General features: G+C 65.4%; 24 protein-coding genes. 9 read left to right on the top strand and 15 right to left on the bottom strand.

The annotated features are described in order from the left end of the window. Nucleotides 1-52: 52 nt before the first annotated feature. From AC07Y9_RS29080 to AC07Y9_RS29060, 5 genes are all read right to left on the bottom strand, one after another. Nucleotides 53-874, bottom strand: a complete 822-nt coding sequence (locus AC07Y9_RS29080; protein WP_102680109.1) for a TIM barrel protein — start codon at nucleotides 872-874, stop codon at nucleotides 53-55. Nucleotides 875-909: 35 nt separating this feature from the next. After that, nucleotides 910-2409 (bottom strand): CoA-acylating methylmalonate-semialdehyde dehydrogenase, encoded by a 1500-nt coding sequence (locus AC07Y9_RS29075; protein WP_102680110.1) that lies wholly within the window; start codon nucleotides 2407-2409, stop codon nucleotides 910-912. A 44-nt stretch (nucleotides 2410-2453) separates the two neighbouring features. Continuing rightward, nucleotides 2454-3278, bottom strand: coding sequence for a 5-deoxy-glucuronate isomerase (gene iolB / locus AC07Y9_RS29070; RefSeq protein WP_102680111.1), 825 nt, complete (start codon nucleotides 3276-3278; stop codon nucleotides 2454-2456). Continuing rightward, nucleotides 3275-4168 carry a myo-inosose-2 dehydratase gene (gene iolE, locus AC07Y9_RS29065; RefSeq protein WP_102680112.1) on the bottom strand — a complete coding sequence of 298 codons (894 nt, stop codon included), beginning with the start codon at nucleotides 4166-4168 and terminating at the stop codon, nucleotides 3275-3277. Before iolE ends, iolB begins: the two co-directional genes overlap by 4 nt. A 222-nt stretch (nucleotides 4169-4390) precedes the next feature. After that, nucleotides 4391-6355, bottom strand: coding sequence for a bifunctional 5-dehydro-2-deoxygluconokinase/5-dehydro-2-deoxyphosphogluconate aldolase (locus AC07Y9_RS29060; protein WP_102681282.1), 1965 nt, complete (start codon nucleotides 6353-6355; stop codon nucleotides 4391-4393). On the opposite strand from AC07Y9_RS29060, the gene AC07Y9_RS29055 reads away from it, so the two are divergent. Both AC07Y9_RS29055 and AC07Y9_RS29050 read left to right on the top strand, forming a co-directional pair. Then, entirely contained in the window at nucleotides 6354-6590 is a 237-nt protein-coding gene (locus AC07Y9_RS29055) for a hypothetical protein (RefSeq protein WP_124298096.1), read from the top strand. The two genes, AC07Y9_RS29060 and AC07Y9_RS29055, sit on opposite strands and share 2 nt — an antisense overlap. Nucleotides 6591-6677: 87 nt before the next feature. Further along, entirely contained in the window at nucleotides 6678-7598 is a 921-nt protein-coding gene (locus AC07Y9_RS29050) for a MurR/RpiR family transcriptional regulator (RefSeq protein WP_009043375.1), read from the top strand. A gap of 3 nt (nucleotides 7599-7601) precedes the next feature. Here AC07Y9_RS29050 and AC07Y9_RS29045 read toward each other — a convergent pair whose 3' ends face one another. Further along, nucleotides 7602-8468, bottom strand: a complete 867-nt coding sequence (locus AC07Y9_RS29045) for a patatin-like phospholipase family protein (RefSeq protein WP_102681283.1) — start codon at nucleotides 8466-8468, stop codon at nucleotides 7602-7604. 412 nt (nucleotides 8469-8880) lie between these two features. Between AC07Y9_RS29045 and AC07Y9_RS29040 the strand changes: the two genes are divergently transcribed. Together AC07Y9_RS29040 and AC07Y9_RS29035 are read left to right on the top strand one after the other, a co-directional pair. Beyond that, nucleotides 8881-9348 (top strand): NUDIX hydrolase, encoded by a 468-nt coding sequence (locus AC07Y9_RS29040; RefSeq protein ID WP_102681284.1) that lies wholly within the window; start codon nucleotides 8881-8883, stop codon nucleotides 9346-9348. Between the two features lie 385 nt (nucleotides 9349-9733). After that, complete coding sequence (locus tag AC07Y9_RS29035; protein WP_102681285.1) at nucleotides 9734-10339, top strand: glutathione S-transferase; 606 nt, start codon at nucleotides 9734-9736, stop codon at nucleotides 10337-10339. Nucleotides 10340-10502: 163 nt separating this feature from the next. Here the strand turns inward: AC07Y9_RS29035 and hcnC are convergent, their stop codons facing one another. The 5 genes from hcnC to AC07Y9_RS29010 form a co-directional block, all read right to left on the bottom strand. Continuing rightward, entirely contained in the window at nucleotides 10503-11759 is a 1257-nt protein-coding gene (hcnC, locus tag AC07Y9_RS29030) for a cyanide-forming glycine dehydrogenase subunit HcnC (RefSeq protein ID WP_007930723.1), read from the bottom strand. Beyond that, complete coding sequence (gene hcnB, locus AC07Y9_RS29025; protein WP_102681286.1) at nucleotides 11752-13161, bottom strand: cyanide-forming glycine dehydrogenase subunit HcnB; 1410 nt, start codon at nucleotides 13159-13161, stop codon at nucleotides 11752-11754. Before hcnB ends, hcnC begins: the two co-directional genes overlap by 8 nt. Then, the gene (gene hcnA / locus AC07Y9_RS29020; protein ID WP_007930720.1) at nucleotides 13158-13475 is read right to left on the bottom strand and encodes a cyanide-forming glycine dehydrogenase subunit HcnA; all 318 of its coding nucleotides are present in this window, start codon (nucleotides 13473-13475) and stop codon (nucleotides 13158-13160) included. Before hcnA ends, hcnB begins: the two co-directional genes overlap by 4 nt. Before the next feature lie 205 nt (nucleotides 13476-13680). Next, complete coding sequence (locus AC07Y9_RS29015) at nucleotides 13681-14220, bottom strand: hypothetical protein (RefSeq protein WP_102681287.1); 540 nt, start codon at nucleotides 14218-14220, stop codon at nucleotides 13681-13683. A 90-nt stretch (nucleotides 14221-14310) separates the two neighbouring features. Next, complete coding sequence (locus AC07Y9_RS29010; RefSeq protein WP_102681288.1) at nucleotides 14311-14649, bottom strand: YdcA family protein; 339 nt, start codon at nucleotides 14647-14649, stop codon at nucleotides 14311-14313. A gap of 183 nt (nucleotides 14650-14832) precedes the next feature. Here AC07Y9_RS29010 and AC07Y9_RS29005 point away from each other — a divergent pair, with 183 nt between their 5' ends. Both AC07Y9_RS29005 and AC07Y9_RS29000 read left to right on the top strand, forming a co-directional pair. After that, complete coding sequence (locus tag AC07Y9_RS29005; RefSeq protein WP_007930717.1) at nucleotides 14833-15516, top strand: response regulator transcription factor; 684 nt, start codon at nucleotides 14833-14835, stop codon at nucleotides 15514-15516. Continuing rightward, nucleotides 15494-16888, top strand: a complete 1395-nt coding sequence (locus AC07Y9_RS29000; protein ID WP_102681289.1) for a sensor histidine kinase — start codon at nucleotides 15494-15496, stop codon at nucleotides 16886-16888. The genes AC07Y9_RS29005 and AC07Y9_RS29000 overlap by 23 nt, the downstream gene beginning before the upstream one ends. A gap of 149 nt (nucleotides 16889-17037) precedes the next feature. Here AC07Y9_RS29000 and AC07Y9_RS28995 read toward each other — a convergent pair whose 3' ends face one another. From AC07Y9_RS28995 to AC07Y9_RS28980, 4 genes are all read right to left on the bottom strand, one after another. Continuing rightward, nucleotides 17038-17286, bottom strand: a complete 249-nt coding sequence (locus AC07Y9_RS28995) for a DUF1652 domain-containing protein (RefSeq protein WP_081002271.1) — start codon at nucleotides 17284-17286, stop codon at nucleotides 17038-17040. Between the two features lie 11 nt (nucleotides 17287-17297). Further along, entirely contained in the window at nucleotides 17298-17549 is a 252-nt protein-coding gene (locus tag AC07Y9_RS28990; protein WP_102681290.1) for a CsbD family protein, read from the bottom strand. 150 nt (nucleotides 17550-17699) lie between these two features. Next, a complete protein-coding gene (locus AC07Y9_RS28985) occupies nucleotides 17700-19199 on the bottom strand; it encodes a helix-turn-helix transcriptional regulator (protein ID WP_102690503.1) in 1500 nt (499 codons plus the stop codon). A gap of 404 nt (nucleotides 19200-19603) precedes the next feature. Then, the gene (locus AC07Y9_RS28980) at nucleotides 19604-20926 is read right to left on the bottom strand and encodes a sigma-54 interaction domain-containing protein (RefSeq protein WP_102681292.1); all 1323 of its coding nucleotides are present in this window, start codon (nucleotides 20924-20926) and stop codon (nucleotides 19604-19606) included. A gap of 240 nt (nucleotides 20927-21166) precedes the next feature. Here AC07Y9_RS28980 and AC07Y9_RS28975 point away from each other — a divergent pair, with 240 nt between their 5' ends. Genes AC07Y9_RS28975 through AC07Y9_RS28965 form a run of 3 tightly spaced genes read left to right on the top strand, consistent with a single transcriptional unit; the run spans nucleotide 21167 to nucleotide 24184 of the window. Next, on the top strand, nucleotides 21167-22051 hold the full coding sequence (locus AC07Y9_RS28975; RefSeq protein ID WP_053260713.1) for an MBL fold metallo-hydrolase: 885 nt from the start codon (nucleotides 21167-21169) through the stop codon (nucleotides 22049-22051). Between the two features lie 34 nt (nucleotides 22052-22085). Beyond that, nucleotides 22086-23363, top strand: coding sequence for an NAD(P)/FAD-dependent oxidoreductase (locus tag AC07Y9_RS28970; protein WP_102681293.1), 1278 nt, complete (start codon nucleotides 22086-22088; stop codon nucleotides 23361-23363). Continuing rightward, on the top strand, nucleotides 23360-24184 hold the full coding sequence (locus AC07Y9_RS28965) for a sulfite exporter TauE/SafE family protein (RefSeq protein ID WP_102681294.1): 825 nt from the start codon (nucleotides 23360-23362) through the stop codon (nucleotides 24182-24184). Before AC07Y9_RS28970 ends, AC07Y9_RS28965 begins: the two co-directional genes overlap by 4 nt. The last annotated feature ends 61 nt before the right edge of the window (nucleotides 24185-24245 follow it).

Below are 24245 nucleotides of genomic sequence, written 5' to 3'. Positions count from 1 at the left end.
CGCCCGCTACGCGGTCGATCGCAGCCTGCGGCAGCGGCTACAGGGAACGGTGTTATGCCAGGGCCTGCTTGAGGTGGTCGATGCTCGCGCCGATCGCCCGCTGGATATCCGCCAGCCCATGTACGCTGTCGGCGAACGGCTCGAACGACAGGTGGCCGCTGTAGCCGCGCTCGAGCAGGGCCTCGATCTGCGCCGCGTTGCCGAGGATGTCGCCCTCGCCCACCAGCACCCGATGGCCGTCGCGGATGCTCGCCAGGGGCGCCTCGCGGTCCTCGACCCCGGAGATATGCACCAGCCCGGTCAGCTCGGGGAAGAATTCCTGCTCGCCGGCCAGGTGGTGGTGAAAGGTGTCGTGCACCAGGCGGAACACATCCAGCCCGCCGCTGGCGCGGATCGCCTCCACCGCCGTGCGCTTGCGCCGCAGGGAACATTCCTCGAAACCCAGGGGCTCGATAAAACCGAGAATCCCGTGCTCGCGCAGGATCGGCGCCAACTCAGTCAGGGCGGTGCGCAAACCGGCGCTGCGCTCGGCTTCGTTGCGGGTATCGGCGCGGTCGTTCAGCGGGCACATCACCAGGCCGCGGGCGCCGCAATCGCGGGCATAGGCGGCAAGCTTCAGGGCCTGGGCGCGACGCTCGGCGCTCCAGACATCGAAGGGGTACAGCGCATTGATCGACAGCACCTGGATACCGTGGGCCGCGCACAGCTGGCGCACCTGTTGCGGCGGCGTGCCGTCTTCGATTTCCACGCCCGCAAGGTCATTGCGGATCTCGATGGCATCGGCTTTCAGGGTCACCGCCAGCTCGATGAACGCCGGCAGGCTCAAACGCGGGGCAACCATACGATTCAGGGCGAAACGCAGGGGCTGGCTCATTATTCTTGTTCTCCAGAGCAACGGGTTGAAGGGCTTTACTTGGCGGTCGGCATGCTGAACTCGGGGCCCTTGGCGATGCTGTCCGGCCAGCGCTGCATCACGCTCTTGTAGCGGCTGTAGAAGCGCAGGCCTTCCTCGCCGTAGGCGTGGTGGTCGCCGAACAGCGAGCGTTTCCAGCCACCGAAGGAATGCCAGGCCATGGGCACCGGAATCGGCACGTTGATGCCGACCATGCCAACCTTGATGCCGCGGGCGAAGGCCCGGGCCACGCCGCCGTCGCGGGTGAAGCAGGACACGCCGTTGCCGAATTCATGGGCGTTGATCAGCGCCACCGCGCTGGCGAAATCCGGCACCCGGACGATACCCAGCACCGGGCCGAAGATTTCTTCCTGGTAGATACTCATCTCGGTCGTCACACCGTCGAACAGGGTGGCGCCGACAAAAAAGCCCTGCTCCGCCCCCGGCACCTTGAAGCCCCGGCCGTCCACCAGCAGTTGCGCGCCCTGGGCCACGCCCTGGTCGATAAAACCTTCGACCTTGGCCTTGTGCTCGGCGGTCACCAGCGGCCCCATGTCGCTGTCGCCCTGCATGCCGTTGCCGATTTTCAGCTGGTCGATGCGCGGCCGCAGTTTCTCGATCAGCCGGTCGCCCACCTCGCCCACCGCCACGGCGATGGAGATCGCCATGCAGCGCTCGCCGGCCGAGCCGTAGGCCGCGCCGATCAGCGCATCGGCGGCCTGGTCCAGATCGGCATCGGGCATCACGATCATATGGTTCTTCGCCCCGCCCAGGGCCTGCACGCGCTTGCCGCGGGACGTGGCCTGGCGGTGGATGTACTCGGCGATCGGCGTCGAGCCGACAAAGGAAATCGCTTCGATGTCCGGGTGCTGCAACAGCCCGTCCACCGCCGCCTTGTCGCCCTGGACCACGTTGAACACGCCATCGGGCAGCCCGGCCTCGCTCAGCAGGCGCGCCATCAGCAGGCTGGCGGACGGGTCGCGCTCGGACGGCTTGAGGATGAAGCAGTTACCGCTGACCAGGGCCAGCGGGATCATCCACAGCGGCACCATCACCGGGAAGTTGAACGGGGTGACCCCGGCGCACACGCCCAGGGGCTGGCGCAGGTTCCAGTTGTCGATGCCGCCGCCGATGTTGTCGCTGAAGTCGGTTTTCAGCAGGCTCGGCGCGCCACAGGCGAACTCGACGATCTCGATGCCGCGGGTCACTTCGCCATGGGCGTCGGACAGCACCTTGCCGTGCTCGCGGGTGATGATCTCGGCCAGCTCGCTGTGGTGCTGGTCCAGCAGTTCCTTGAACTTGAACATCACCCGCGAACGGCGCAGCGCCGACTGCTCGGACCAGGCCGGGAAGGCCTTCATCGCCGAAGCGACGGCCTCGTCCACGGTCTTCTGGCTGGCCAGGGCGACCCGGGCCTGCACGCGGCCGGTGGCCGGGTTGAACACGTTGGCGAAGCGCTCGCCGCTGTCCTGCACCTGACCGTCGATGTAATGGCCGATTACCGAGGCGTCACTCATTGTTCTTGTTCTCCGTTCGAATGTTGGAATTCAGAGGCTGGAAATCAGAGATCCAGCAGCCAGCTGTGCCGCGGATCGTTATGGAACTGCCAGACCCGCTTGGGCCCGGCCATGACGTTCAGGTAATAGGACTCGTAGCCATAGGGCACGCTGACCGGGTGGTAACCCTTGGGCACCACCACCAGGTCGCCGTGCTCCACGGCCATGGCCTCGTCGAGGCTGCGGTCGTCGGTGTAGACCCGCTGGAACACGAAACCCTGGGGCGGGTTGACCTGGTGGTAATAGGTCTCTTCGAGAAAGCTCTGGTGCGGCAGGTCGTCGGTGTCGTGCTTGTGCGGCGGGTAGCTGGAGGAATGCCCGGACGGCGTGCGCACCTCCACCACCAGCAGCGAATGGGCCGGCTCGCTGTCCGGCAGGATGTCGCAGACATAGCGGGTGTTGGCGCCCTTGCCACGCACGCTGCGCTTCATGCTCTCGGGAAGGATCAGCCGGGGGCCGAGGCCGTTGGTGGCGGAGCTTTTTGCAGTAGCGCCGGGCGCGGCGCAGACGGCGATCTGCACATCGCTCAGGGCGGTGACCTGGGCCTGGCTGCCGGGTGGCAGGTAGACGGCGAAGGGCGACTTGTCCTCGAACACCGATTGCCGGTCGCCGAGGTTGTCCCAGCCGAACGCGCCCTGCCCTGGCGCCTCGCCCTGGATGCCGATGCGCCCGCTGAGCAGCACCAGGCACAACTCTCGGTCGTCGGCATTGACCGGCAGGCTTTCGCCGAGGCTCAGGCGGTAGGCGGCGAACCCAACGTACTGCAATCGGCCCTCGGCCAACTGGACCATGGTCCGGCCCTTGGCCGCGCTTTTTACCAGCAGGCTCATTGTCCAGTCCTCTCATCAAGCAGCGCGCGCAAGGTGTCATAACCCTTCTTCGCGTAGATATAACTGGGTGCCACCGCCGGGTCCTGCTCGGCCTCCACCACCAGCCAGCCCTGGTAATCGGCGGCCAGCAGCTCGTCCAGCAACGCGGCGAAATCGATGTCGCCATCCCCCGGCACGGTGAAGGTGCCGTTGATGATGCAGTCGGGGAAACTCCACAAGTGGTTGCGCGCCAGCTGCACCACCGGCTTGCGCACATCCTTGAAGTGCACGTGGCAGATGCGCCCGATGTGCTTGCGCAGCACCTCCAGCGGCTCGCCGCCGCCCATGTAGCAGTGGCCCGAATCGAACAGCAGGCCGACTTCGCTGCCGGTCAGGCTCATCAGCTGGTCGATGTCCGCCGGCGATTCGACGTAGGCGCCCATATGGTGGTGGTACGCCAGGCGCACGCCCTGGGACAGGGTGAAACGCGCAAGCTCAGTGAGCTTGTCGGCGTATTCCTGCCAGGCCTGCTGGCTGTGAAAGCGCGGACGCTCCACCAGGGCAATGCGCTGGCCCTGGATCGAGTCGGCGACCTCGCCGTAGACCAGCACGCTGGCGCCGTTCTGCGCCAGCAACTGCACATGGCTGGCGATGGCGTCGATCTCCTCGGCCACCGAGCGCCGGGCCAGGCGGCTGGAATACCAGCCCGAGACCAGCGCCAGGTCGTACGGGCGCAGCACATCGCCGACGCCCTTGGCATCCTTGGGGAACTTGCCGTTGAGCTCGAAACCTTCGTAGCCGATTTCCTTGCCCTCGCTCAGCGCGGTGTTCAACGGCGTTTCGCCGCCGAGGGACGGCAGGTCGTCGTTGCTCCAGGAAATCGGGTTGATGCCAATTCGGATTGCGGGCATGGCTGCACCTTTTATTGTTTTCTAAAGCAGTTCTGAAAAATTCCCGGCCTCGTACCTACTGCTGTAGCCGCTGTAGCCGCTGTAGCCGCTGTAGCCGCTGCCGAGCGTAGCGAGGCTGCGATCGGTGGCGCAGCCACCGCAAGGGTTGTACCTGACACTACGCGTTGTCAGGTTTTGCGAGCGCTACGCGCTCGATCGCAGCCTCGCTACGCTCGGCAGCGGCTACAGGGATTTGTGCCAGGTTTGCGTTTGGGGGCGGGCCGTGCGCCAGGCGTCGATCAGTTCGACGAAGGTCGCTTGTACCCGGCGGATCAGGGTTTCGTCGTCGATCTCGCTGGCCAGCCAGGCCCGGCTCGGTTCGTGGAAGATCGTGCGGCCCACGGCGAAGCCGCGGCAGGTGCGGCTGTTGCCGGCCTGGTGGAAGCCTTCGGCCAGGGTCGCCGCCGGGGCGTTGAGGCCCAGCAGCACCACGCCACGGCAATAGGGGTCGCGCTCCTCGATCAGCTCGTCGAGGCGGGTCCACTGCTCGGCGCTCTGCGCCTCGATCTTCCACCAGGCCGGGAAGATGCCCAGGTTGTACAGGCGCTTGAGGGCGCGGTAGAGCACGTCCGGGTGAGTCGAGGGATGGTCCTTGGGCGGAATGATTTCCAGCAGCAGCTCATGGCCGCTGACCTGGGACGCCTGGTACAGGCCCTTGATCTGCGCTTCCTGCTCCAGGCGCAGCAGCGGCTCGTCGTCCGGGTGGTATTGCACCAGGCACTTGATGATCTGCTCCTGGGGCCAGGCGATCAGGTTGCTGCCGATCGAACGCCCGTGTTCGAAAGCCAGCGGCCGCGAGCCCTGGACTTCCACCGGCCGCGCCACCCACCAGCCGCGGCCGGTGGCGGCGTTCAGCGAATCCTGGCCGAAACGCTGGTCGGCCAGCAGGCCGACATCGGCTTCGATGCCCTGCGCGCGCAAGTCGGTCTCGACCCGCTCCACGGCCTGGATAAACAGCTGCTTGAGCTGGCCGATGGCCCTGAGCTCGCGCCCGCCCTTCTGCGCCAGTTCCACCAGTTGCCCGCGATGGTCGAAAGCGAAAATGAACAGCTGCTTCCAGGCCTTGCGCGGCACGCTGACCTGATGCAGGCGCTGCAGAGTGCTGTCCTGGTCCGGCCGGGTGATGGGCACCGGGCTGTTGAACAGGTAATCCAGTTCGGCGCGGGTCGGCATCGCCGGCGCGCAGGCATGGCGCGACACCACCAGGCCGCCGCAGGCATTGGCCAGCTGGCAGCAGCGCTCGTCGCTGGCGTCCTCCAGCCAGCCACTGAGGAAGCCGGACATAAAGGCATCGCCCGCCCCCAGCACATTGAGCACTTCGACCCGCACCCCAGGGTAGATCGCGCCGTCTTCCAGGCGCGCCGGGATCGCCCCGTGGATCACTGTGCAGCCCTGGGGACCGAGCTTGACCACCAGGGTCGCGGCGGTCAGCGAACGCACGGTGCGCAAGGCGTCGAGCAGGTCGTCGCTGCCGCCGGCGATAAGGAACTCTTCTTCGGTGCCGACGATCAGGTCGAAGCGCGGCAGGATCTTCTGCACATGGGCGCTGACGTTCTGGTCGGCGACAAACCGGGTCTCGCCGTCGGCCTTGCCCGCCAGGCCCCAGAGCACCGGGCGGTAGTCGATGTCGAGCACACGCTTGACGTCGTGCCGCTCGGCGTACTCCAGGGCCTGCAGGCTGGCCTGGTACACGCCGTCGGTGGAGAAATGGGTGCCGGTGATCAGCAAGGCTTTGCTGGAGGCGATAAAGGCTTCATTGATGTCCTCGGCGCGCAGGGCCATGTCGGCGCAGTTCTCGCGGTAGAACACCAGGGGGAAGGTCTCGCGGTCCTTGAGCCCGAGCAGGACCAGGGCGGTCAGGCGCTGCGGGTCGACCTTGATCGCGCTGACGTCACAGCCTTCGCGGGCCAGGGACTCCACCAGGAAACGCCCCATGTGATCGTCGCCGACCCGGCTCAGCATCGCCGAGCGCAAGCCCAGGCGCGCGGTGCCGAAGGCGATGTTGGCGGAGGAGCCGCCGAGGTATTTGGCGAAGCTTGAGACATCTTCCAGCCGGGCCCCGACCTGCTGCGCGTAAAGGTCGACGCCCAGGCGTCCGAGGCAAATCAGATCCAATTGACGCCCACTGGCAAAACGAGTCTGGCCCATGCTGGCTCCTGTTATTTTTATCAGCCTGCGCGTGGCACCGAGGAAGGCGCCGAACGCTCTTGGTGGATGCAGACTAAAACGTTCACCGGCACCAATCAATATTTTTTCTATAAAATTTTTACGTGGAATATTTTTTCCAATAAACTTTCTCAAGGCCGCTCCAGGCAGCCTGCATCGTTTCAGCAAGCGTCCCGTGGCCGCGCGGCTCAAGATTTTCCCCGCGCCGACCCTGTAGACTGCGCTCAGCCCACCTATTGTCAGGGAGTGGATCAACCAGCCCGCTCCCATTAAGTACAAGCCAGTAAGCACAGAAGGATTGCCTATGTCCCGCACCGATCAGCCGGCCACGACCGAGAGCCCGCAAGACAGCGACCTCGCCAGCCCCCCGATCAATGCCGAGCGCCTGCTGCAGCTGATCACCCAGGAATACGAAAGCCTGCCGCGCCAGCTCAAACGCATCGCCAGCTACATGAGCCAGCAGAGCGACCGGATCATGGTCGACCGCATCAGCGACATCGCCGGCGAATGCGAGGTGCACCCCTCGGCCATCGTGCGCTTCTCCCAGCGCTTCGGCTTCAGCGGCTTCAGCGAAATGCAGGCGCTGTTTCGCGAGGCTTATACCCACAAGACCACCCCCGTACAGAACTACCAGCAGCGCATCCGCAGCATGATCGCCAACAAGTCGCAGAAGGCCAGCGGCGGCGATCTGGCGCGCGAGTGCATCAACGCCACCCTGTCGGGCATCGAGCGCCTGGGTCTGGAGCTGGACGACGCGGCCTTCGACAAGGCCGTGGACCTGGTGGTCAACGCCGACAACATCTACGTGGTCGGGGTGCGCCGCTCCTTCGCCGTGGCCGACTACCTGGTGTACAACCTGCAGCACACCAACAAGCGCATTCACCTGGTGTCGGGCCTGGGCGGCAGCTACCGCGAGCAGATGCGCAGCATCCGCCCCAACGACCTGGTGATCGCCATCAGCTTCACCCCGTATGCCAAGGAAACCCAGCACTGCCTGCGCATCGCCCAGCACAATCAGGCCAAGACCCTGATCATCACCGACAGCAACCTGTCGCCCCTGGCCAAGCGCGCCAATACCGTGCTGCTGGTCAACGAAGGCAGCTCCTTCGCCTTCCGCTCCCTGAGCGCGACCTTGTGCCTGTGCCAGGCGCTGTTCATCGCCGTGGCCTACCGCCTGGAACTGAAGGTCGACGAGATTCACGAACAGGCGGGGTTCGAGGACTGACCCTCACCCCGCCGCGTGTGTATGCGCCCGCAACGCCCCCGGCACGCCGGTACGGATCAAGCCGCCCTCCTCGACCCAGGCCAGGGTCTGTTGGTGGGCCCGTTGCAGCAGTTGCTCGGTCTGGCTGAAGTCGAACACCGAAATACCCAGCGGACACAAGGGCGCGACCACATGGATCGCCGCCTGTGGCGAATGGAGCTCAATATCCCGCACCAGCTGGCGCATGCTCATCAGGTTCAGGGTGTGCAAGGCCAGGGCGATCAAGCCGCTCGGCGGTCGCGGGCAGGCGCAGCCGAATCCCGTCGGCACCACGATGACCCGGGTCGCGCCCAGCGACACCGCCGCGGCGATCGGGGTGTTACTGGCGACGCCACCGTCGACCAGCAGCTTGTCGCCGATCTGCACCCAGGGAAACACCAGCGGAATCGCGGCACTGGCCAGCAGGGCCTGCTCGACGCTGCCGCTGGATAACAGCTCCTCGGCCCCGGTGAGCAGGTTGGTGGTGACGATATACAGGGGCAGTTCGGTGTCCTCGATGCGGGTCACCGGCAGCACCCGGCGCACCAGGCTCGCCAGCGCCGACGAGGGCAACAGGCAGCCGCGACGCCTGAGCAAGGAAGACAGCGCATCAATGAAGGAAAACGGAAACACGTCGGCCTTGCGCAAGCCGCGCCAGAAATCAGCCAGTTCGGCGACACCGCGGGCATTGGGCCTGGCGGCAAAGTAGGCGCCATTGAGGGCACCGACCGACGCGCCGACCACCAGGTCGAACACCACGTGCTTTTCGAGCAGCGCCCGCAGCATCCCCACCTGGACAGCCCCGAGGCTGCCGCCACCGGCAAGGACAAGGGCAGTTCGGGTGGGATGCATAGCGCTTCTCCTGCCGATGTTCAGCCATTGCTCCCTAAACAATAGCGCTGCCGCACTCCGCTACCAGGGTCTGTACGAAAAGTCGGCGAGCGAAGGTCAGGCAAGGCAAAAACAGGCGAGGAAGCGGAGTGTAGGGACCTACATGAGCATTCCGAGCCTGTTTTTAACGCAGCATGGCCGAGCGCAGCCACTTTTCGTACAGAGCCTAGGCCGTCTGGCGGCTCCCGCGCCATGACATGCTTTTCATCCGAAAGACCGGCACCGGCTACATCGCTCACCTACGCTGGGTAACGGATGCTCCACAGCACACTCGTGCTTGCGCCGTTCAATCAAGTGCTGGTCATGGGCATCAGGACAAGTCCCTCGCAGTGCCAGGGAAGTTTGAGGTTCAAACTCACGCAAGGAGCGCATCATGACCGACAAAGCATACGCAATTCTTCTGTATTCCGAAGACGAGGATAATGGCTACCTCTACTTCCCCATTAAACGCGCCAATCTCGTGTATGGCGGCATGCCGCAGTTTTTCGGCGGCACCAAGAATGCGGGAGAAACGGATCACGACACTATCGCCCGGGAGATGAAAGAGGAAAGCGACGGTAAAATCACCTTGGGCGCCGGTGGCCTGACGTCGATATACAAGTCCAGGGTTGGCAACAATAACTACAGCTTTTATGTAGCCGAGAACTATCAGGGAAAGAACTTCCTGGGCAGCCTGACCAACAGCGAGATGAGCAGTATCCAGCAGTTCTTTGTTCAAGTCGGGCAGCAGGACAATGTCGAGGACCTGCTGAAATCACTGAAGATCGTTCCGACCGCGGAGTTTGCCGAGTCGGAAACCTATGAGGCGTTCAATAAGGCAATCGCCTGGAGTGAGAAATAAACAAGCGGATTGAGATGCACGGCGTTTTATCGAGCCTGTCAAACCGAAACAGTCGAACTGGCTCAATACTGTTTCGGACACTTAAACCCGCAGCGCAATATCAGGCTGCGGGTTTTCAACCATTATCAACGGTATATAGATAGGAGTACTTGGCGGGCCTTGTACAACATCCGACGCTTATAACCAGCCTCATGTTTTCAAATCGCTCGCGAACGTTGCGCCGACAGCCATCCGAAAACTTTCACCCTCGTCTTATTGCACCTGGAATACCCGTCATCGGTGATTGACAGCAATCACCAGCCCCCGATAGCCAACCCCCAACATTTGCCGCTAAATTAGCCGCGGCCCTCCCCCTGTCTCGTTGTTCCGCACAAGGAAATGCTCAATGAAACTCATCGGTATGCTCGATTCACCCTATGTTCGCCGTGTCGCCCTCACCCTCAAGCGCCTGGAGATCCCGTTCGAGCATGAGGCGTTGTCGGTGTTTCGCACTTTCGAGCAGTTCCAGCGCATCAACCCGGTGGTCAAGGCGCCGACCCTGATCTGCGACGACGGCACGGTGCTGATGGATTCGTGCCTGATCATCGACTACCTGGAAGCCCTGGCCGGCCGCAGCCTGTTGCCGGCGGCGCCCCAGGCGCGGGCCCACGACCTGCGGCTGATCGGCCTGGCGCTGGCGGCGTGCGAGAAGTCGGTGCAGATCTACTACGAGTACCAACTGCGCCCCGCCGAGAAGCGGCACGAACCGTGGCTGGAGCGGGTTCGCGGGCAGCTGGCGGCGGCTTATGGCGAGCTGGAAAAAGAATTGGAGAAACGCCCGCTGGCCACCGATGGCGATATCGATCAGGCCGGTATCAGCCTGGCCGTGGCCTGGAGCTTTACCCAACTGCTGGTGGCCGAGCATCTGGATACCGCACGGTTTCCAAGGGTCAAGGCGTTTGCGGAGTACGCGGAAGGGTTGGCGTTGTTTGTCAGCACGCCGATGGTTTGAGGCCACCAGGCGGCGCGGTGTTACCGCAGCACCGCGTCACCGTTCACGCTCATCGCGAGCAAGCTCGCTCCTACAGAGGACTGCGTCGTTCTCGACTTCATGTACAACGCGACCTTTGTAGGAGCGAGCTTGCTCGCGAAAAACTTCAGGGAGACGCGATGCCTCAGGCCAGCGCCACCTGCAACGGCGCCACCGCCTGCAAGCCGAAGCGCTCGGCAAGGAACGGCGTGATATCCAGCGGCAACGCCTCCTCGTTCACCAGCCGGTCCAGCAGCACGCCGGTGATCGCCGAGGTCAGGATGCCGGTGCGGAAGTGCCCGCAGGCATTGAGGTAACCCTCTACCCCGCACATTGGCCCGAGGATCGGCAGTTCATCCGGCGAGCCCGGGCGCAGGCCGGCCCAGCAGCGCTTGAGGTTGACCTGTTCGAGCTGCGGCACGCAGCGCACCGCGCCCTGCACCAGGCCCTGGATTTCCCGGTAGGTGGTGCTGATGTCGAAGCCTTTGTCCTCGGTGGTGCTGCCGATCAGGATCTCGCCGTTGTCCTTCTGCGCCATGTAGCAGTCGCTGGTGGTCAGGCAACCGTTGAGCAGTTGCGGCATGCGCTCGGTGAGCAGGATCTGGCCCTTGACCGGTTTTACCGGAATGCTCGCGCCGGTGGCTTGCAGGCTCAGCTCGGCGGCCCAGGCGCCGGCGGCGTTGATCAGGGTGTCGCAATGGAACAGCCCCGCCTCCGCCGTCTGCACCCCGCTGATCCGGCTGCCCTGGTGCAGCACCCCGGTGACGTTGGTGTTGAAGTACATGTCCACGCCGTTCTGCCGCGCGCCTTCGGTGTAGGCGTCGGCCAGGCGGAACGGGTTGACCTGGTGGTCGCAGAGGAATTCCAGGGCACCCTGGGCGTGATGGCTGACGTTCGGCTCCGCCTGGCGCAGCGCCGCCTGGTCGAGCCAGCGCACCTGATGGGAGAGGTGCGGGATGCAGGCCACGATGTGCTCGGCGTAGAGCCGGTCCTCGTCGTCGTAGATCACGAACTTCAGCCCGGTGCGCTCGAACTTGAAGTCCATGCCGTGGCGCTCGCGCAGTTCTTCATGCAACTGCGGGTACAGGCCGTTGGATTGCAGGGCGAAGTCGAAGAACGACTGCGGCAGGATATGCGGCGTGCTGGAGTCCACCAGCACCGCCGAGCCCTGGGCCTGGCGCTTGTTGCGCGCCGACATCATGCGAAAGAAGATCACCCCGCAGCCCAGCCCCACCGACTCGCCGATGGCCCACAGGCCGCCGGCCGAGGCGCGGGTGGCATTGCCCGGACGCTTGGCGTCGATCAACGCCACCCGCAGGTTCTTGCGCTTGGACAACTGGTACGCGCAGGAAGCGCCGATCACACCGCCGCCGGCGATGACCACGTCGTAGAACTTACTCATGATTCACAGCATCCTTGCTCGGTTGAGGGAAGGCGGAAAAAGGAATCGGGTCCAGGGGGAAACGCGGGCGCAGCCAGCCCACGTCCTGGCGCCCGGTGGCCTGGCGCAGGCGGTCGCTGCAATAGCCCACGCACATGCGGCCCTGGCAGTCGCCCATGCTCACCCGGGTGCGCATCTTCAGGCTGGCCATGTCCTGCACGCCCTGCTCCAGGGCGCGGTCGATATCGCCACGGGTGGCGTGTTCACAACGGCAGATCAGGGTGTCGGCGGCCGGCAGTTCGATCTGCCCGGTGCCGCGTTCGGTGTAGCGGTCTACCGCGGCGCGGAAACGGGTGATGGAGGCCAGTTTGTTCTGGTACTTCTGGCGCCGCGCCAGGGCCTCCTCGTTGCTCAGCACATCGCGCTGCATCAGGATCGACAACGCGGCGATGCGCCCGGTGAGCATCGCTGCCTCGCCGCCGCGAATCCCGCCCATGTCGCCCGCCAGGTGAATGTGCGGCTCGCTGCTTTGCTGCCAGACGTTGGCCGTGGCCCGCAGGTAGCCGTCATGGCTGAAGCCGTGGTTGAGGCCCATCTGCTGGCTGAGCTGGGTACGCGGGATAAAGCCGTAGCCCACCGCCAGGGTCTGCGCGGCGACCTGTTGCTGGCGGCTCAGGTCCGGCTCCCAGCGCGCCGAGTACGGCGCCACGCTGACGCTTTCCAGCCCGCCCGCGCCCTGGGCCTCGACCACGCCCCAGCCGTAATGCACAGGAATGCGGTGCAGCTTGAGGTAGGCGAGCATGCTCAGGCCGTCGAGGAACAGCTGCGGCTTGTTCAGCAGCGCCAGGCTTTCCTTGGCGATCCGGCCAAAGGTGCAGGCCTCGTAGACCGCCGCCACGTTCGCGCCGCTGGCGTGCAGCTGGCAGGCCACCAGCGGCAGCAACGGCCCGCTGCCGGCGATCACCACCGGCCCGCGCGGCTTGACCACGCCGCTCTTGATCTGCAACTGCAAGCCGCCCAGCAGCATCACCCCGGGCAAGGTCCAGCCGGGAAACGGCACGCTGCGTTCATGGCAACCGGCGGCCAGCAGCAACTGCGGATAGGCCACTTCCTGCAATTGCTCGTCGGCATCCAGCAGGACCAGGCTGCCCTTGCCTTCGGCCCCCACCACCCGGTGGTTGAGGCGCACATCGATCATCTGTTCGCAGTCGGAAAAGGCGCCGTGCAGTTTCGCCAGGGCCTCGCAATAACGCGGCCCCAGATAGTCCAACTGCACGCCGTCGCGCAGCGGTCCGCGATAGACCACGCCGCCCAGGCGCGAGGCCTCGTCGATCAGGGTGCTGCGCACCCCGTGCTCGGCCAGTTCGATGGCCGCGGCCATGCCCGCGGGGCCGCCGCCGACGATCAGTGGGTTGAGGCTCATAGCACCTCCTGCGCGGCAATGATGCGGTTGACCTCGGTCTGTACCTGCATGCCTGGCCGCACCTGGGTCTGGCAGGCCCGGCGCTTGTGCCGGCCGTCGATCTGCACCAGGCAGCAATGGCACACGCCCATGCCGCAATAGGCGCCGGCCAGCTGGCCGTGGTCGTTGCGCGCCACCTGACGCAGCCCGAGGGACTGGATGACGCTGAGTACGGTTTCACCAATCGCCGCCGTCACCGGCTGGCCATTGAGGCTGATGGTCATATCCGCCTGTTGCAGCGGCTGGATATCGAAGGTTCGTTCGGTATGGCGCATCAGGAAATTCGTCCTTGAGTGAAGAGGAATGCCAGCGTCCTGCTGTGCATCGCCGTGAACCTGGTCATCGACCCTGATCACGGTTGCGCGACGCCAGCTCCTCGGGGCTGAACACCGGGCCAATCTAGTAGGTTTGTCGAACAACAACATTGATCTGGGCCAAGCAAAGCGCAAGGCTCTGGAATGCGCCTTGCGCCGCCCTGCCCTAACTGGAAAACACGTAGCGGCCCTTGACCTTGCGCGGCCCGATGAAAGCGAAATCCGGAAAGATCAGGCTGCGCACGTACATCGCGAAAAACACCACCCCCAAGGTAATGGCCGCGCCGATCAGGGTCCCCAACGGGTCCTCGGTATAACCTTCGAACAACCGCGGGAATTGTGACAGGGTCAGAAGGGCATAGAAGGTGTAGGCGTTCGCCGAAGGTTTATGGAAGCCCCAGGCAAACAGCAGCGGCACCACCCCACCCAAGAGCGCGAATACCCAGGCAGACTTGGGGCCGATGGCCGAGCCGAGGAAGAACCCGGCCACCGCGCCGACCACCGCCTGCAGCAACATCACCGCCAGCAGGATCTGGATTTTGCGCCGGTGCCGGGCATAGAGCGCGGAGTCGGAATAGGCCGCGATCCAGAACGCCAGCAGCCGCTCCTTGATCCCGCTGCCGGCGAACGCGGCAAAGGTTTCGCCCTTGGAGCGCCCGGCCTCGAGGCTGGCGATGACTTGGCGCTTGGCTTGCTGTTTGTCCATCCGTGTTGTCCCCGATAATGGCCCCCGGCGGTGCCGTGCCGGCAACGCTAGTAGAGGTGCCCGGGGCTGTCCAATCGGTGTCAGCGCGGGTTATTTGCGCTTGTAGCTTTTGCTGCCGCTCGGGGTCAGGCAATAGACCCCGCCCCGTGGCCCGGTGCAGAAACTGCCACTGCCACAGGAGCAGCCGTCGCTGCTGCGCAACAGGCTTTGTGGACGCGCCGCCTGGCCCGAGTCACCGTAGCGCGCGGAACAATTCTTCTTGGAACCGCTGATGGAACCGTCGTTGCACAAAAACAGCTCGCCGTCGCAACCGGCGATCCCGCCCTTCTTGCCGGAGCAGGGTTGATTGGCGGCGAACGCCGGGGCCGCCGCCAGCAGTAACAGGCAAATGCCCAGGGCTTTCCAGTCGAGGTCATGAGGTCGGTGCATTGCGTAGCGTCCCTGCCAGCCAGTAATAGCTGGATGATATCAACGAATGCCCGACCCGGCCCGCCTGCTACCCTGCGTTGGCCAGGGCACTGGCGCGAAGATGAAAGATTTTTTAGAAAGCCCGCGGCCATTTCTTGGCAAAATGCCGGCCTGTGTCATGAAATCCCAATCAGGTAAGCCCCTATGACCCGCATTCTGACCATCGAAGACGATGCCGTAACAGCCCGCGAAATCGTGGCCGAACTGAGCAGCCACGGGCTGGACGTGGATTGGGTCGACAACGGTCGCGAAGGCCTGGTGCGCGCCGTCAGCGGCGACTACGACCTGATCACCCTCGACCGCATGCTGCCGGAGCTGGACGGCCTGGCGATCGTCACCACCCTGCGCACCATCGGCGTGTCGACGCCGATCCTGATGATCAGCGCCCTGTCCGACGTCGACGAACGCGTGCGTGGCCTGCGCGCCGGCGGCGACGACTACCTGACCAAACCCTTCGCCTCCGACGAAATGGCGGCCCGGGTCGAAGTGCTGCTGCGGCGCAAGAGCACGGTGCAGGAATTCGAAACCAGCCTGCGGGTCGCCGATCTGGAGCTGAACCTGATCAGCCGCGAAGCGACCCGCGCCGACCAGTTGCTGAGCCTGTTGCCCACCGAATACAAGCTGCTGGAATTCCTCATGCGCAACACCGGCCAGATCCTCTCGCGGATGATGATTTTCGAGGAGGTCTGGGGCTATCACTTCGACCCGGGCACCAACCTGATCGACGTGCATATCGGCCGCCTGCGCAAGAAGATCGATCCGCCCGGCATGACCCCGCTGATCCGCACCGTGCGAGGCTCGGGTTATGTCATTGCTGAACCCCTCTAAGGGCTGGCGCTCCTCCAGCAGCCGCCTGCTGGCGCTCTACAGCTCACTGTTCGTGGCCTGGAGCTGCATCCTCATGGGCGTCATGTACTACGAGGTGTCCGGCTACCTGGAAAGCCTGGCCAAGCACTCGCTGATGCAGCGCCAGCACCTGTTCGCGCGCTTCCAGGGCGAGCAGCTGGAAGAGGCCCTGACCACCAGCATGACCTTCGACATGCGCGCCATCGACGCCTACGGCCTGTTCGACGAGCGGCGGCGCTACCTCAGCGGGCCGATCCGCGAGATCCCCGACGACCTGCCGCTGGACGGGCAGATCCACGAGCTCAAGAGCTGCATCGACTCCGACGACCCCAACCTGCCCCGCGACAGTTGCGATGCGGTGGCCACCTACACCCGCGATGGCCGCTGGCTGATCCTGGTGCGCGACAACGGCTCGCTGTTCGCGGTGACGCGGATCATCCTCCACGCGCTGCTGTGGGGCGTGTCGCTGACCATCATTCCCGGGGCCGCCGGCTGGCACCTGCTCCGGCGCCGACCGCTGCGGCGCATTCGCGCCCTGCAGGCCAGCGCCGAGGCGATAGTCGCCGGCGACATGACCCACCGCCTGCCGCTGTCCAACCGCCGCGACGAGCTGGACATGCTGGCGGCCATTGTCAACGCCATGCTCGACCGCATCGAGCGACTGATGAACGAGGTCAAGGGCGTGTGCGACAACATCGCCCACGACCTGCGCACCCCGCTGACCCGCCTGCGCGCCCAGCTGTACCGCATGCAGCAACAGGCGGTCGAGGGCACGCCGGAAGCCTTGCAGCTGGACCAGGTGCTGGCCGAGGCCGACCGGCTGATGGCGCGTTTTCGCGGCCTGCTGCGGATTTCCGAGATCGAGGATCACCAGCGCCGCTCGGGGTTTGTCGAACTCGATCCGCTGCCGCTGCTGCGCGAGCTGTATGACTTTTATTTGCCTCTGGCCGAGGAAGGCCAGCTGACCCTGATCCTGGATGTGCCCGCCGCGCTGCCGAGCCTGACCGGCGACCGCGCCCTGCTGTTCGAGGCCCTGGCCAATCTGTTGAGCAACTCGATCAAGTTCACCCCGCCGGGCGGCGAGGTGATTCTGCGCGGTGTCGAGGATGGCGGCTGCACGCGCCTGGAAGTCCTCGACTCCGGCCCCGGCATTCCCGAGGCCGAGCGCAAGGCGGTGTTCCAGCGCTTCTACCGGGTCGACGACAGCAACTCCCACGGCGGCTTTGGTCTGGGCCTGTCCATCGTCGCCGCCATCGTCAGCCTGCACGGCTTCAAGCTCGACGTCGGCAGCAGCGACCGCGGCGGCGCGCGCCTGAGCCTCGATTGCCGGCCGAGTTTGATCGCCAAGACCTGAAACGCGGGCCCTGCTCCGTTGAACGCAACCTCTTGTAGGAGCGAGCTTGCTCGCGATGGAGGCCAACGATAACGCAGCATGTCTGAAGCACCGCAGTGTCTTGAGTTTTTTCGCGAGCACGCTCGCTCCTACAAGGGACCGGGTGAACTTCAGGACAAATGCAGCAGGCTGATGGAGTTGCTGCGCAACTCGTACCGCAGTTCCTCGATCATCGCCAGCACGTCCGCCTCAGTCTCAAGCAGCCGCGGGTCGATGCCGGTGACCACCAGGTCGACCCGGCCGCTTTGCGGTTCGTAGATCCGCAGGGTGAAGGTGGAGTCGGAGCCGGTGCTGAAGGCACAGGCCAGGGGCGCGAAGCCCTGTTCGATGTAGCGGCGCAACTGCGCCCGGGAAATCACCCAGGCCTTCCTCAGCGGCGACGCCATAACAGGCCGGCCAGCAGGCCGATCCCAGCGAGGATGGCGACGCTGGCCAAGGGTTTGTCACGGACAAAGCGGGAGACGCTGTCCAGCGCATCGCCATAGGTTTCCTGCCATTGCCCGGCGGCCTGGCGGGCCGCCCCCTCCAGGCGCATCTGCTGATCGTCCAGCAGCTCGCCTACCACGCCCTGGGCCTTGCCGGCCGCCGTGCCCACCGCACCTTTGATCTGTTCGCTACGCATCGTGCATTCCTTCAGCTGATGGTGTTCGGTACATGGCCCGTGTCCGCCACGGCACCGCACCTCACCCAGCCTAAGAAACCCCGTGACGCCGCAGAAGCGCCATTTGTACTGGTGGCACTGGTGCATTTGCACCGGTCAGCGCTGTACCTTTCAGCGCTGAGCCTTGCCGCGACGGTCGCCGCTGAACAGCCCGCGCTCGCGAGCCCAGACAATGGCCTCGGCACGGCTGTGCACCGCCAGCTTGGAATACACCGTGGCCACGTGATTGCGCACCGTGCTGGGCGCCAGCTGCAGGCGGGCGGCGATCTCCTTGTCGGCCAGGCCCTCGCAGATCAGCCCCAGCACATCGCGCTCGCGGGCGGTCAGGTCGGTAAAGGACGCACTGGGCTGCTCGGCCTGGTTGGCGCTGCGCACATTGGCCAGCTTCTCGATCAGGGTCTGGCTGAACCACGAGGCATCGCGCATCACCTCCTCGATCGCCGACACCAGCTCCAGCTCGGAGCGCTTGCGCTCGGTGATGTCCATCAGCACCAGCAGATAGCTGGGCTTGCCCTGGATATCCACGGTGTCGGCCGAGACCACGCAGTCGAGCAATTCACCACCCTTCTTCGCCACCCGAAGGTCGACGTTGCGCACATCGGCGTTTTTCTCCAGGGCGCCGAACAGGCTGGCGCAGGCCTGCGGGCTGGCGATGAAACCGACTTCTTCCACGGTCTTGCCCAGCAGCTCCTCAGCGGCATAACCGGTGCTGTCGAGAAAGGCCTCGTTGACGTCGACGATCTGCTGGCTGTCGGCGCCGCAGACCAGGGTCGGCACCGGCGTCAGGCGAAACGCCTTGGCAAAGCGCTCTTCGCTCTGGCGCAGGGCCGTCTCGGCCTTGCGCCGCGGCTCCAGGTCCATGAAGGAAAACAGCATGCAGTCTTCTTCGTTGATATCCAGCGGCTGGCCAGCGACGATCACCAGCTTGCTGCCGCCTTCGGGCAGGCGCAGTTCGGCCTGCATCTGCGGGATGGTCGCGCCCTGGTTCAGGCGTTCGATGGCCAGGTCCTTGCGCTCGGCGCCCTCCAGCACATCCACTTCGTACACCGAGCGGCCGATCACCTGGTCGCGGGCATATCCAGTCATTTCCAGGAAGCCCTGGTTGACCTTGATGTAGCGCAAGTCGCTGAGGCGGCAGATCACCGCCGGCGCCGGGTTGGAATTGAAGGTCTTCTCGAAACGCTGTTCGGCGCTGGCCCACTCGGTGGCGTCGCTGAGGATCAGCACCAGGGATTCCACCTCGCCGGCGCGGTCGGTGAGGATCATGCTGCGCACCCGGTGCACCCAGGTGCGTTCTTCCTCGCCCTCGCCGCTGCGCACCTCCACCACCACGTCGCTGAAGGTTTCCCCGGCGGCGACCCGGTTGATCGGGTAGCTGTCCAGGGCCAGCGGGTGGTTGTTGCGATAACGCAGGGCGAAACGCTCGGCGTACTGGCGGTCGTCGGCGCCCAGCTCGGCGATCTCCTCGACCCCGTGCATGGCCAGCGCCGCCTCGTTGGCCCAGACGATGCGCCGGTCCGCCTCGAGCAGGATGACCCCGTCGGACAGTCCGGAAATGATCTGCTGCAACTGCCGGCGATTGGTTTCGGTGGCGAGTAGATCCTGGCTCATGGCGACTCCTCAAAGGCCCGGCGCCACTGGCGTGACGTCGAAAAAAGGCGGGCAGAAACTACGACCACGGCGCATCGCCATCGTGCCCTGGAGCTAATACCCCCTTACCGCCGAAGCGCTTCCCTGTAGCCGCTGGCGCAGCCTGCGATAGACCCGAAGGGTCTCCAGCACCAGCAGGATCGCCACGAGCGTGCCGCTCGTTCGCAGCCTGCGGCAGCGGCTACACAGGCATTGCGCGGGGCCGGAATATCGAGGGAGTCGCAGCCTCCCTGTAGCCGCTGGCGCAGCCTGCGATAGACCCGCAGGGTCTCCAACGCCAGCAAGATCGCCACGAGCGGGCCGCTCGATCGCAGCCTTCGGCAGCGGCTACACAAGCATTGAGCAGGGCCGGGATATGGCGTGGCTCAGGAAATGCCCAGGGCCTTCAGGCGTCGGTACAGGGTGCGCTCGCTCAGGCCCAGGGCCTTGGCCAGTTCGCTGCGCGAGCCTTCGAACACTTCCAGGGCGTGGGCCAGTTGTTCCAGGTCCTTGCCCGCGCGGCGCCGGCTCGGCGGCGTTGTGGCGGCGCCGCTGCCGGCGCGCAATTCCTCGGGCAGGTCCTCGACGCGGATCACCCCGTCGTCGCTGAACAGCCGCGCCCGTTCGAGGATATTGCGCAGCTCGCGGATATTGCCCGGGTAGGCATACAGGCCCAGGCGCTCCAGAGCTTGCGGCGCAACCCGCGGCACCGCGCCCGGCGCCAGGCGTTGCAGCAGGCTGTCGATCAGCAGCGGCAGGTCGTCGCTACGCTCGCGCAGGGCCGGCAGGCGGATCGGGAAGGCGCTGATGCGGTAGTACAGATCCTGGCGGAAGGTGCCGGCGGCGACCATTTCCTTGAGCGGCTTGTGGGTCGCCGAGACCAGGCGGAAGTCCGAATGCACGGTGCGCAGGCTGCCCACCGGGCGAAAGCTGCCGGACTCGATCAGCCGCAGCAGCTTGACCTGCATCGCCAGCGGCACTTCACCGATCTCGTCGAGAAACAGGGTGCCGCCATGGGCCGCCTCGGCCAGGCCGATCTTGCGTTGCAGGGCGCCGGTGAAGGCGCCCTTCTCGTAGCCGAACAGTTCGCTCTCCAGCAGCGACTCGGTCAGGCCGGTGCAATCGACCACCACCAGCGGCCCACTGGCACGCGGGCTGCCGTCATGCAGGGCGCGGGCGAACAGCTCCTTGCCGGTGCCGGACTCGCCCTGCAGCAGCACCGGGATCTGCGACGGCGCCGCCCGCTGCAGGGCACTCAAGGCCGCATTGAAGGCCGGCGAACGCCCCACCAGCCCCTTCTGCTGCGGCTGCACCGAGGCCACCGCCACCGAACTCAGGCGCTCGACGTAAGCCACCACCTGCCCCGTGTCGCCGAGGATCGGCCGCAACTCGACGTCCACATGCTCCGGCCCGCGCGGGGTGTGATGGATATGCAGCAGGCGCTCCGGCAAGCGGGTCTCGAAGGCCTTGCGCATCGGGCAATGTTCGCCGGCCTGGTCACAAGGCACCGCGAACTGATGGGACACCCGGTAGCACTTGGCGCCGACATGGGGCTTGCCCTCGACGCCGAACTGGCGCTGGTAGGCGGTGTTGGCCGCGAGGATGTTGTAGTCGGTGTCTAACAGGATCGTCGGCTGCGCGTCATGCTCCAGATAGGACATCAGGGCTAACATTTCAGGATTGGCGAGGGCATTCGGGGACTGGGGCATGGCAACTCCTGGGCGTTGCGCGGCAGCTTAAACCATGGGCCCGGCTTCTGCCATTTTCTGCCAGAAACTGCCAATCGACTGCCACCTACAATTGACAGTGACAGCCAGAACGCCCACCCCAGGCCTTTGAATTCAATGAATGGGCGGTAAAAACAGCGCGCGCCGGTTGGCACGCTTATTGACAGTCCAAGGGACGACTGCCTGCCTTGGCCGGCGTCACCCTATTGCTCGGAGAACCCCATGATCATCGGCGCATCGCTGTGCGTAGAAGCCTTTTTTGACAGCCAGACGTGGACCATCAGCTACCTGGTGATGGACCTCGACACCCGGCGCTGCGCGCTGATCGACAGCGTGCTGGACTACGACCCCAAGTCCGGCCGCACCCGCACCGAGTCCGCCGACAAACTGATTGCCCGGGTGCGTGAACTGGACGCCCAGGTCGACTGGATCCTCGAAACCCATGTGCACGCCGATCACCTGTCCGCCGCGGCCTACCTCAAGGCCCAGCTCGGCGCCCGGGTGGCGATCGGCAACCAGATCACCGTGGTGCAGCAGGTGTTTGGCCGGCTGTTCAACGAAGGCCAGGGTTTTGCCCGCGACGGCAGCCAGTTCGACGTGCTGCTCGAAGACGACAGCCGCTTCGCCATCGGCAACCTCCAGGCCCGCGCCCTGCACACCCCCGGCCATACCCCGGCGTGCATGACCTACCTGGTACAGGTCGGTGAAGAGACCGTGGCCTTTGTCGGCGACACCCTGTTCATGCCCGACTACGGCACCGCCCGCTGCGACTTCCCCGGCGCCGACGCGCGCACCCTGTACCGCTCCATCGGCAAGATCCTCGCCCTGCCAGCGCAGACCCGGCTGTTCATGTGCCACGACTACCTGCCCAACGGCCGCGAGCTGCAATACATGACCACGGTCGCCGAACAGCGCGCCCACAATATCCATATCCATGAAGGGATCGACGAAGACGCCTTTGTGCGCATGCGCGAAGCCCGCGACGCCACCCTGGAAATGCCGGTGCTGATCCTGCCCTCGGTGCAGGTCAACATGCGCAGCGGCCAGTTCCCCGAGCCCGACGACAACGGCGTGAGCTACCTGAAGATCCCGCTGAACGCCCTTTAAAACCTATAACGCCACTCCACCAGGAGACGCTGCCATGCGCCCCATTTCCCCCATCCCACGAGCCGTCAACGGCAGCCACCAGGTGCTGATCGTCGGCGGCGGCGCGGCCGGCATTGCCACCGCGTCCAGCCTGATCAGCCGCGAACCGCATCTGGACGTCGCCATCATCGACCCGGCCGACACCCACTATTACCAGCCCGGCTGGACCCTGGTCGGCGCCGGGGTGTTCCGCGCCGAAGACACTGCCCGCAGCATGGCCTCGCTGATTCCCAAGGGGGTGAAGTGGATTCAGGCGGCGGTGAGCAGCTTCGAGCCGGAGCACAACGCCCTGCTGCTTAACGACGGTCGTGTGCTGGGTTATGACCAGTTGGTGGTCTGCCCGGGCCTCAAACTCGACTGGAACGCCATCGACGGCCTGAGCGAAACCCTGGGCAAGCACGGCGTGACCTCCAACTACCGCTACGACCTGGCGCCCTACACCTGGCAATTGGCGCAGAACCTCAAGCAGGGCCAGGCGCTGTTCAGCCAGCCGCCGATGCCGATCAAATGCGCCGGCGCGCCGCAGAAGGCCATGTACCTGTCCTGCGATCACTGGCTGCGCAACGGCCGGCTGGGGCAGATCAACACGCGTTTCTTGAATGCCGGCGGCGTGCTGTTCGGCGTACCGGACTATGTGCCGGCGCTGATGGAGTACGTGAAGAAATACGACATCGCCCTGGATTTCGGCCACAACCTGGTGGCGGTGGACGGCCCCGGTAAGCGGGCGACCTTCGTCCGCAACGGTGCCGATGGCCAGCAGGAACGCGTCGAGCTGCCCTTCGACATGCTGCACGTGGTGCCACCGCAGACCGCCCCGGACTTTATCCGCAACAGCCCGCTGGCCGACGCCGCCGGCTGGATCGACGTTGAACCGCACAGCCTGCGGCACAAGCGCTACAGCAACATCCACGGCCTGGGCGACGGGACCAATACCAGCAACGCGAAAACCGCGGCGGCGGCGCGCAAGCAGGCGCCGGTGGTGGCCACCAACGTGCTGGTGAACCTCAAGCGCCTGCCGACCCGGGCCCAGTACGACGGCTACGGCTCCTGCCCGCTGACCGTGGAGCGCGGCAAGATCGTCCTCGCCGAATTCACCTACGGCGGCAAGGTCGCGCCGAGCTTTCCGGCCTGGCTGCTGGACGGTCGCCAGCCGACCCGCCGCGCCTGGTGGCTGAAGGAACGCATCCTGCCGCCGCTGTACTGGCGCGGCATGCTCAAGGGCCATGAGTGGCTGGCGCGGCCAAGCCTGGTGACGGACCTGCCGGAATCATGAGTGAGTACAGCTTGCTGGGCGCCGGCCTCGGCGCACTGATTGGCGCGATCCTGGCATTGACCGGGGCCGGCGGCGGGATTCTCGCAGTGCCGCTGCTGGTGTTCGGTCTCGGCCTGAGCATGGTCGAGGCCGCGCCCATCGGCCTGCTCGCGGTGGGCCTGGCGGCCGCCGTGGGCGCGGTGCTGGGGCTGCGCGAAGGCATCGTGCGTTACCGCGCCGCCGGCTTTGTCGCCGCCATCGGCATCCTCATGGCGCCCGTGGGCCTGTGGCTGGCCCACCGCCTGCCGAACCTGCCGCTGGCCCTGCTGTTTTCCGCGGTGCTGCTGTACGCCTGCGGGCGCATCCTGCTCAAGGCCACCCGCGAACTGCGCCACGGCCAACCGGCGCCCCGCGCGGCCTTCCAGCCCTGCGTACTCAACCCGCTCCAGGGCCGGCTGCGCTGGACCCTGCCCTGCGCCCGCGCGCTGACCGTCACCGGCCTGCTCTCGGGGCTGCTCTCCGGGCTGCTCGGGGTCGGCGGCGGCTTCGTGATCATCCCGGCGCTGACCCGCTACACCAACCTGGACAGCAAAAGCATCGTCGCCACCTCCCTGGCGGTGATCGCCCTGGTGTCCGCCGGCAGCGTAATCACCGCCAGCCTCAGCGGCGTGATGCACTGGGCGGTGGGCGCACCCTTCGCCATTGGCGCGGTGCTGGGGTTGATCGCCGGCCGGCAGGTAGCCCGTTACCTGGCGGGGCCGCGGTTGCAGCAGCTGTTTGCCTTGGTGGGGATGCTGGCGGCGGTGATGCTCAGCCTCGGAGCACTCGGCGCCTGGCGTTGAACCCGTAATCGCGAGCAAACGCTCTTCTGTAGGAGCGAAGCTTGCTCGCGATAGCGCCCGC

The organism is Pseudomonas sp. GW456-L12 (genome assembly GCF_059424045.1).
This window is presented reverse-complemented; position numbering and strand designations above follow the sequence as displayed.

Excerpts from the sequence above, each read along its gene's own strand:
- hcnB (WP_102681286.1), bottom strand. The coding sequence starts at position 13,161 with ATGAGCCTCAACCCACTGATCGTCGGCGGCGGCCCCGCGGGCATGGCC.
- hcnC (WP_007930723.1), bottom strand. The coding sequence starts at position 11,759 with ATGAGTAAGTTCTACGACGTGGTCATCGCCGGCGGCGGTGTGATCGGC.
- AC07Y9_RS28985 (WP_102690503.1), bottom strand. The coding sequence starts at position 19,199 with ATGAGCCAGGATCTACTCGCCACCGAAACCAATCGCCGGCAGTTGCAG.
- AC07Y9_RS28980 (WP_102681292.1), bottom strand. The coding sequence starts at position 20,926 with ATGCCCCAGTCCCCGAATGCCCTCGCCAATCCTGAAATGTTAGCCCTG.
- AC07Y9_RS29040 (WP_102681284.1), top strand. The coding sequence starts at position 8,881 with ATGACCGACAAAGCATACGCAATTCTTCTGTATTCCGAAGACGAGGAT.
- AC07Y9_RS29055 (WP_124298096.1), top strand. The coding sequence starts at position 6,354 with ATGCTGGCTCCTGTTATTTTTATCAGCCTGCGCGTGGCACCGAGGAAG.
- AC07Y9_RS28965 (WP_102681294.1), top strand. The coding sequence starts at position 23,360 with ATGAGTGAGTACAGCTTGCTGGGCGCCGGCCTCGGCGCACTGATTGGC.
- AC07Y9_RS28990 (WP_102681290.1), bottom strand. The coding sequence starts at position 17,549 with ATGCGTAGCGAACAGATCAAAGGTGCGGTGGGCACGGCGGCCGGCAAG.
- AC07Y9_RS29015 (WP_102681287.1), bottom strand. The coding sequence starts at position 14,220 with ATGGACAAACAGCAAGCCAAGCGCCAAGTCATCGCCAGCCTCGAGGCC.
- AC07Y9_RS29050 (WP_009043375.1), top strand. The coding sequence starts at position 6,678 with ATGTCCCGCACCGATCAGCCGGCCACGACCGAGAGCCCGCAAGACAGC.
- hcnA (WP_007930720.1), bottom strand. The coding sequence starts at position 13,475 with ATGCGCCATACCGAACGAACCTTCGATATCCAGCCGCTGCAACAGGCG.
- AC07Y9_RS28975 (WP_053260713.1), top strand. The coding sequence starts at position 21,167 with ATGATCATCGGCGCATCGCTGTGCGTAGAAGCCTTTTTTGACAGCCAG.
- AC07Y9_RS29035 (WP_102681285.1), top strand. The coding sequence starts at position 9,734 with ATGAAACTCATCGGTATGCTCGATTCACCCTATGTTCGCCGTGTCGCC.
- AC07Y9_RS29045 (WP_102681283.1), bottom strand. The coding sequence starts at position 8,468 with ATGCATCCCACCCGAACTGCCCTTGTCCTTGCCGGTGGCGGCAGCCTC.
- iolB (WP_102680111.1), bottom strand. The coding sequence starts at position 3,278 with ATGAGCCTGCTGGTAAAAAGCGCGGCCAAGGGCCGGACCATGGTCCAG.
- AC07Y9_RS29075 (WP_102680110.1), bottom strand. The coding sequence starts at position 2,409 with ATGAGTGACGCCTCGGTAATCGGCCATTACATCGACGGTCAGGTGCAG.
- AC07Y9_RS29005 (WP_007930717.1), top strand. The coding sequence starts at position 14,833 with ATGACCCGCATTCTGACCATCGAAGACGATGCCGTAACAGCCCGCGAA.
- AC07Y9_RS29080 (WP_102680109.1), bottom strand. The coding sequence starts at position 874 with ATGAGCCAGCCCCTGCGTTTCGCCCTGAATCGTATGGTTGCCCCGCGT.
- AC07Y9_RS29010 (WP_102681288.1), bottom strand. The coding sequence starts at position 14,649 with ATGCACCGACCTCATGACCTCGACTGGAAAGCCCTGGGCATTTGCCTG.
- AC07Y9_RS29060 (WP_102681282.1), bottom strand. The coding sequence starts at position 6,355 with ATGGGCCAGACTCGTTTTGCCAGTGGGCGTCAATTGGATCTGATTTGC.
- AC07Y9_RS29000 (WP_102681289.1), top strand. The coding sequence starts at position 15,494 with ATGTCATTGCTGAACCCCTCTAAGGGCTGGCGCTCCTCCAGCAGCCGC.
- AC07Y9_RS28970 (WP_102681293.1), top strand. The coding sequence starts at position 22,086 with ATGCGCCCCATTTCCCCCATCCCACGAGCCGTCAACGGCAGCCACCAG.
- iolE (WP_102680112.1), bottom strand. The coding sequence starts at position 4,168 with ATGCCCGCAATCCGAATTGGCATCAACCCGATTTCCTGGAGCAACGAC.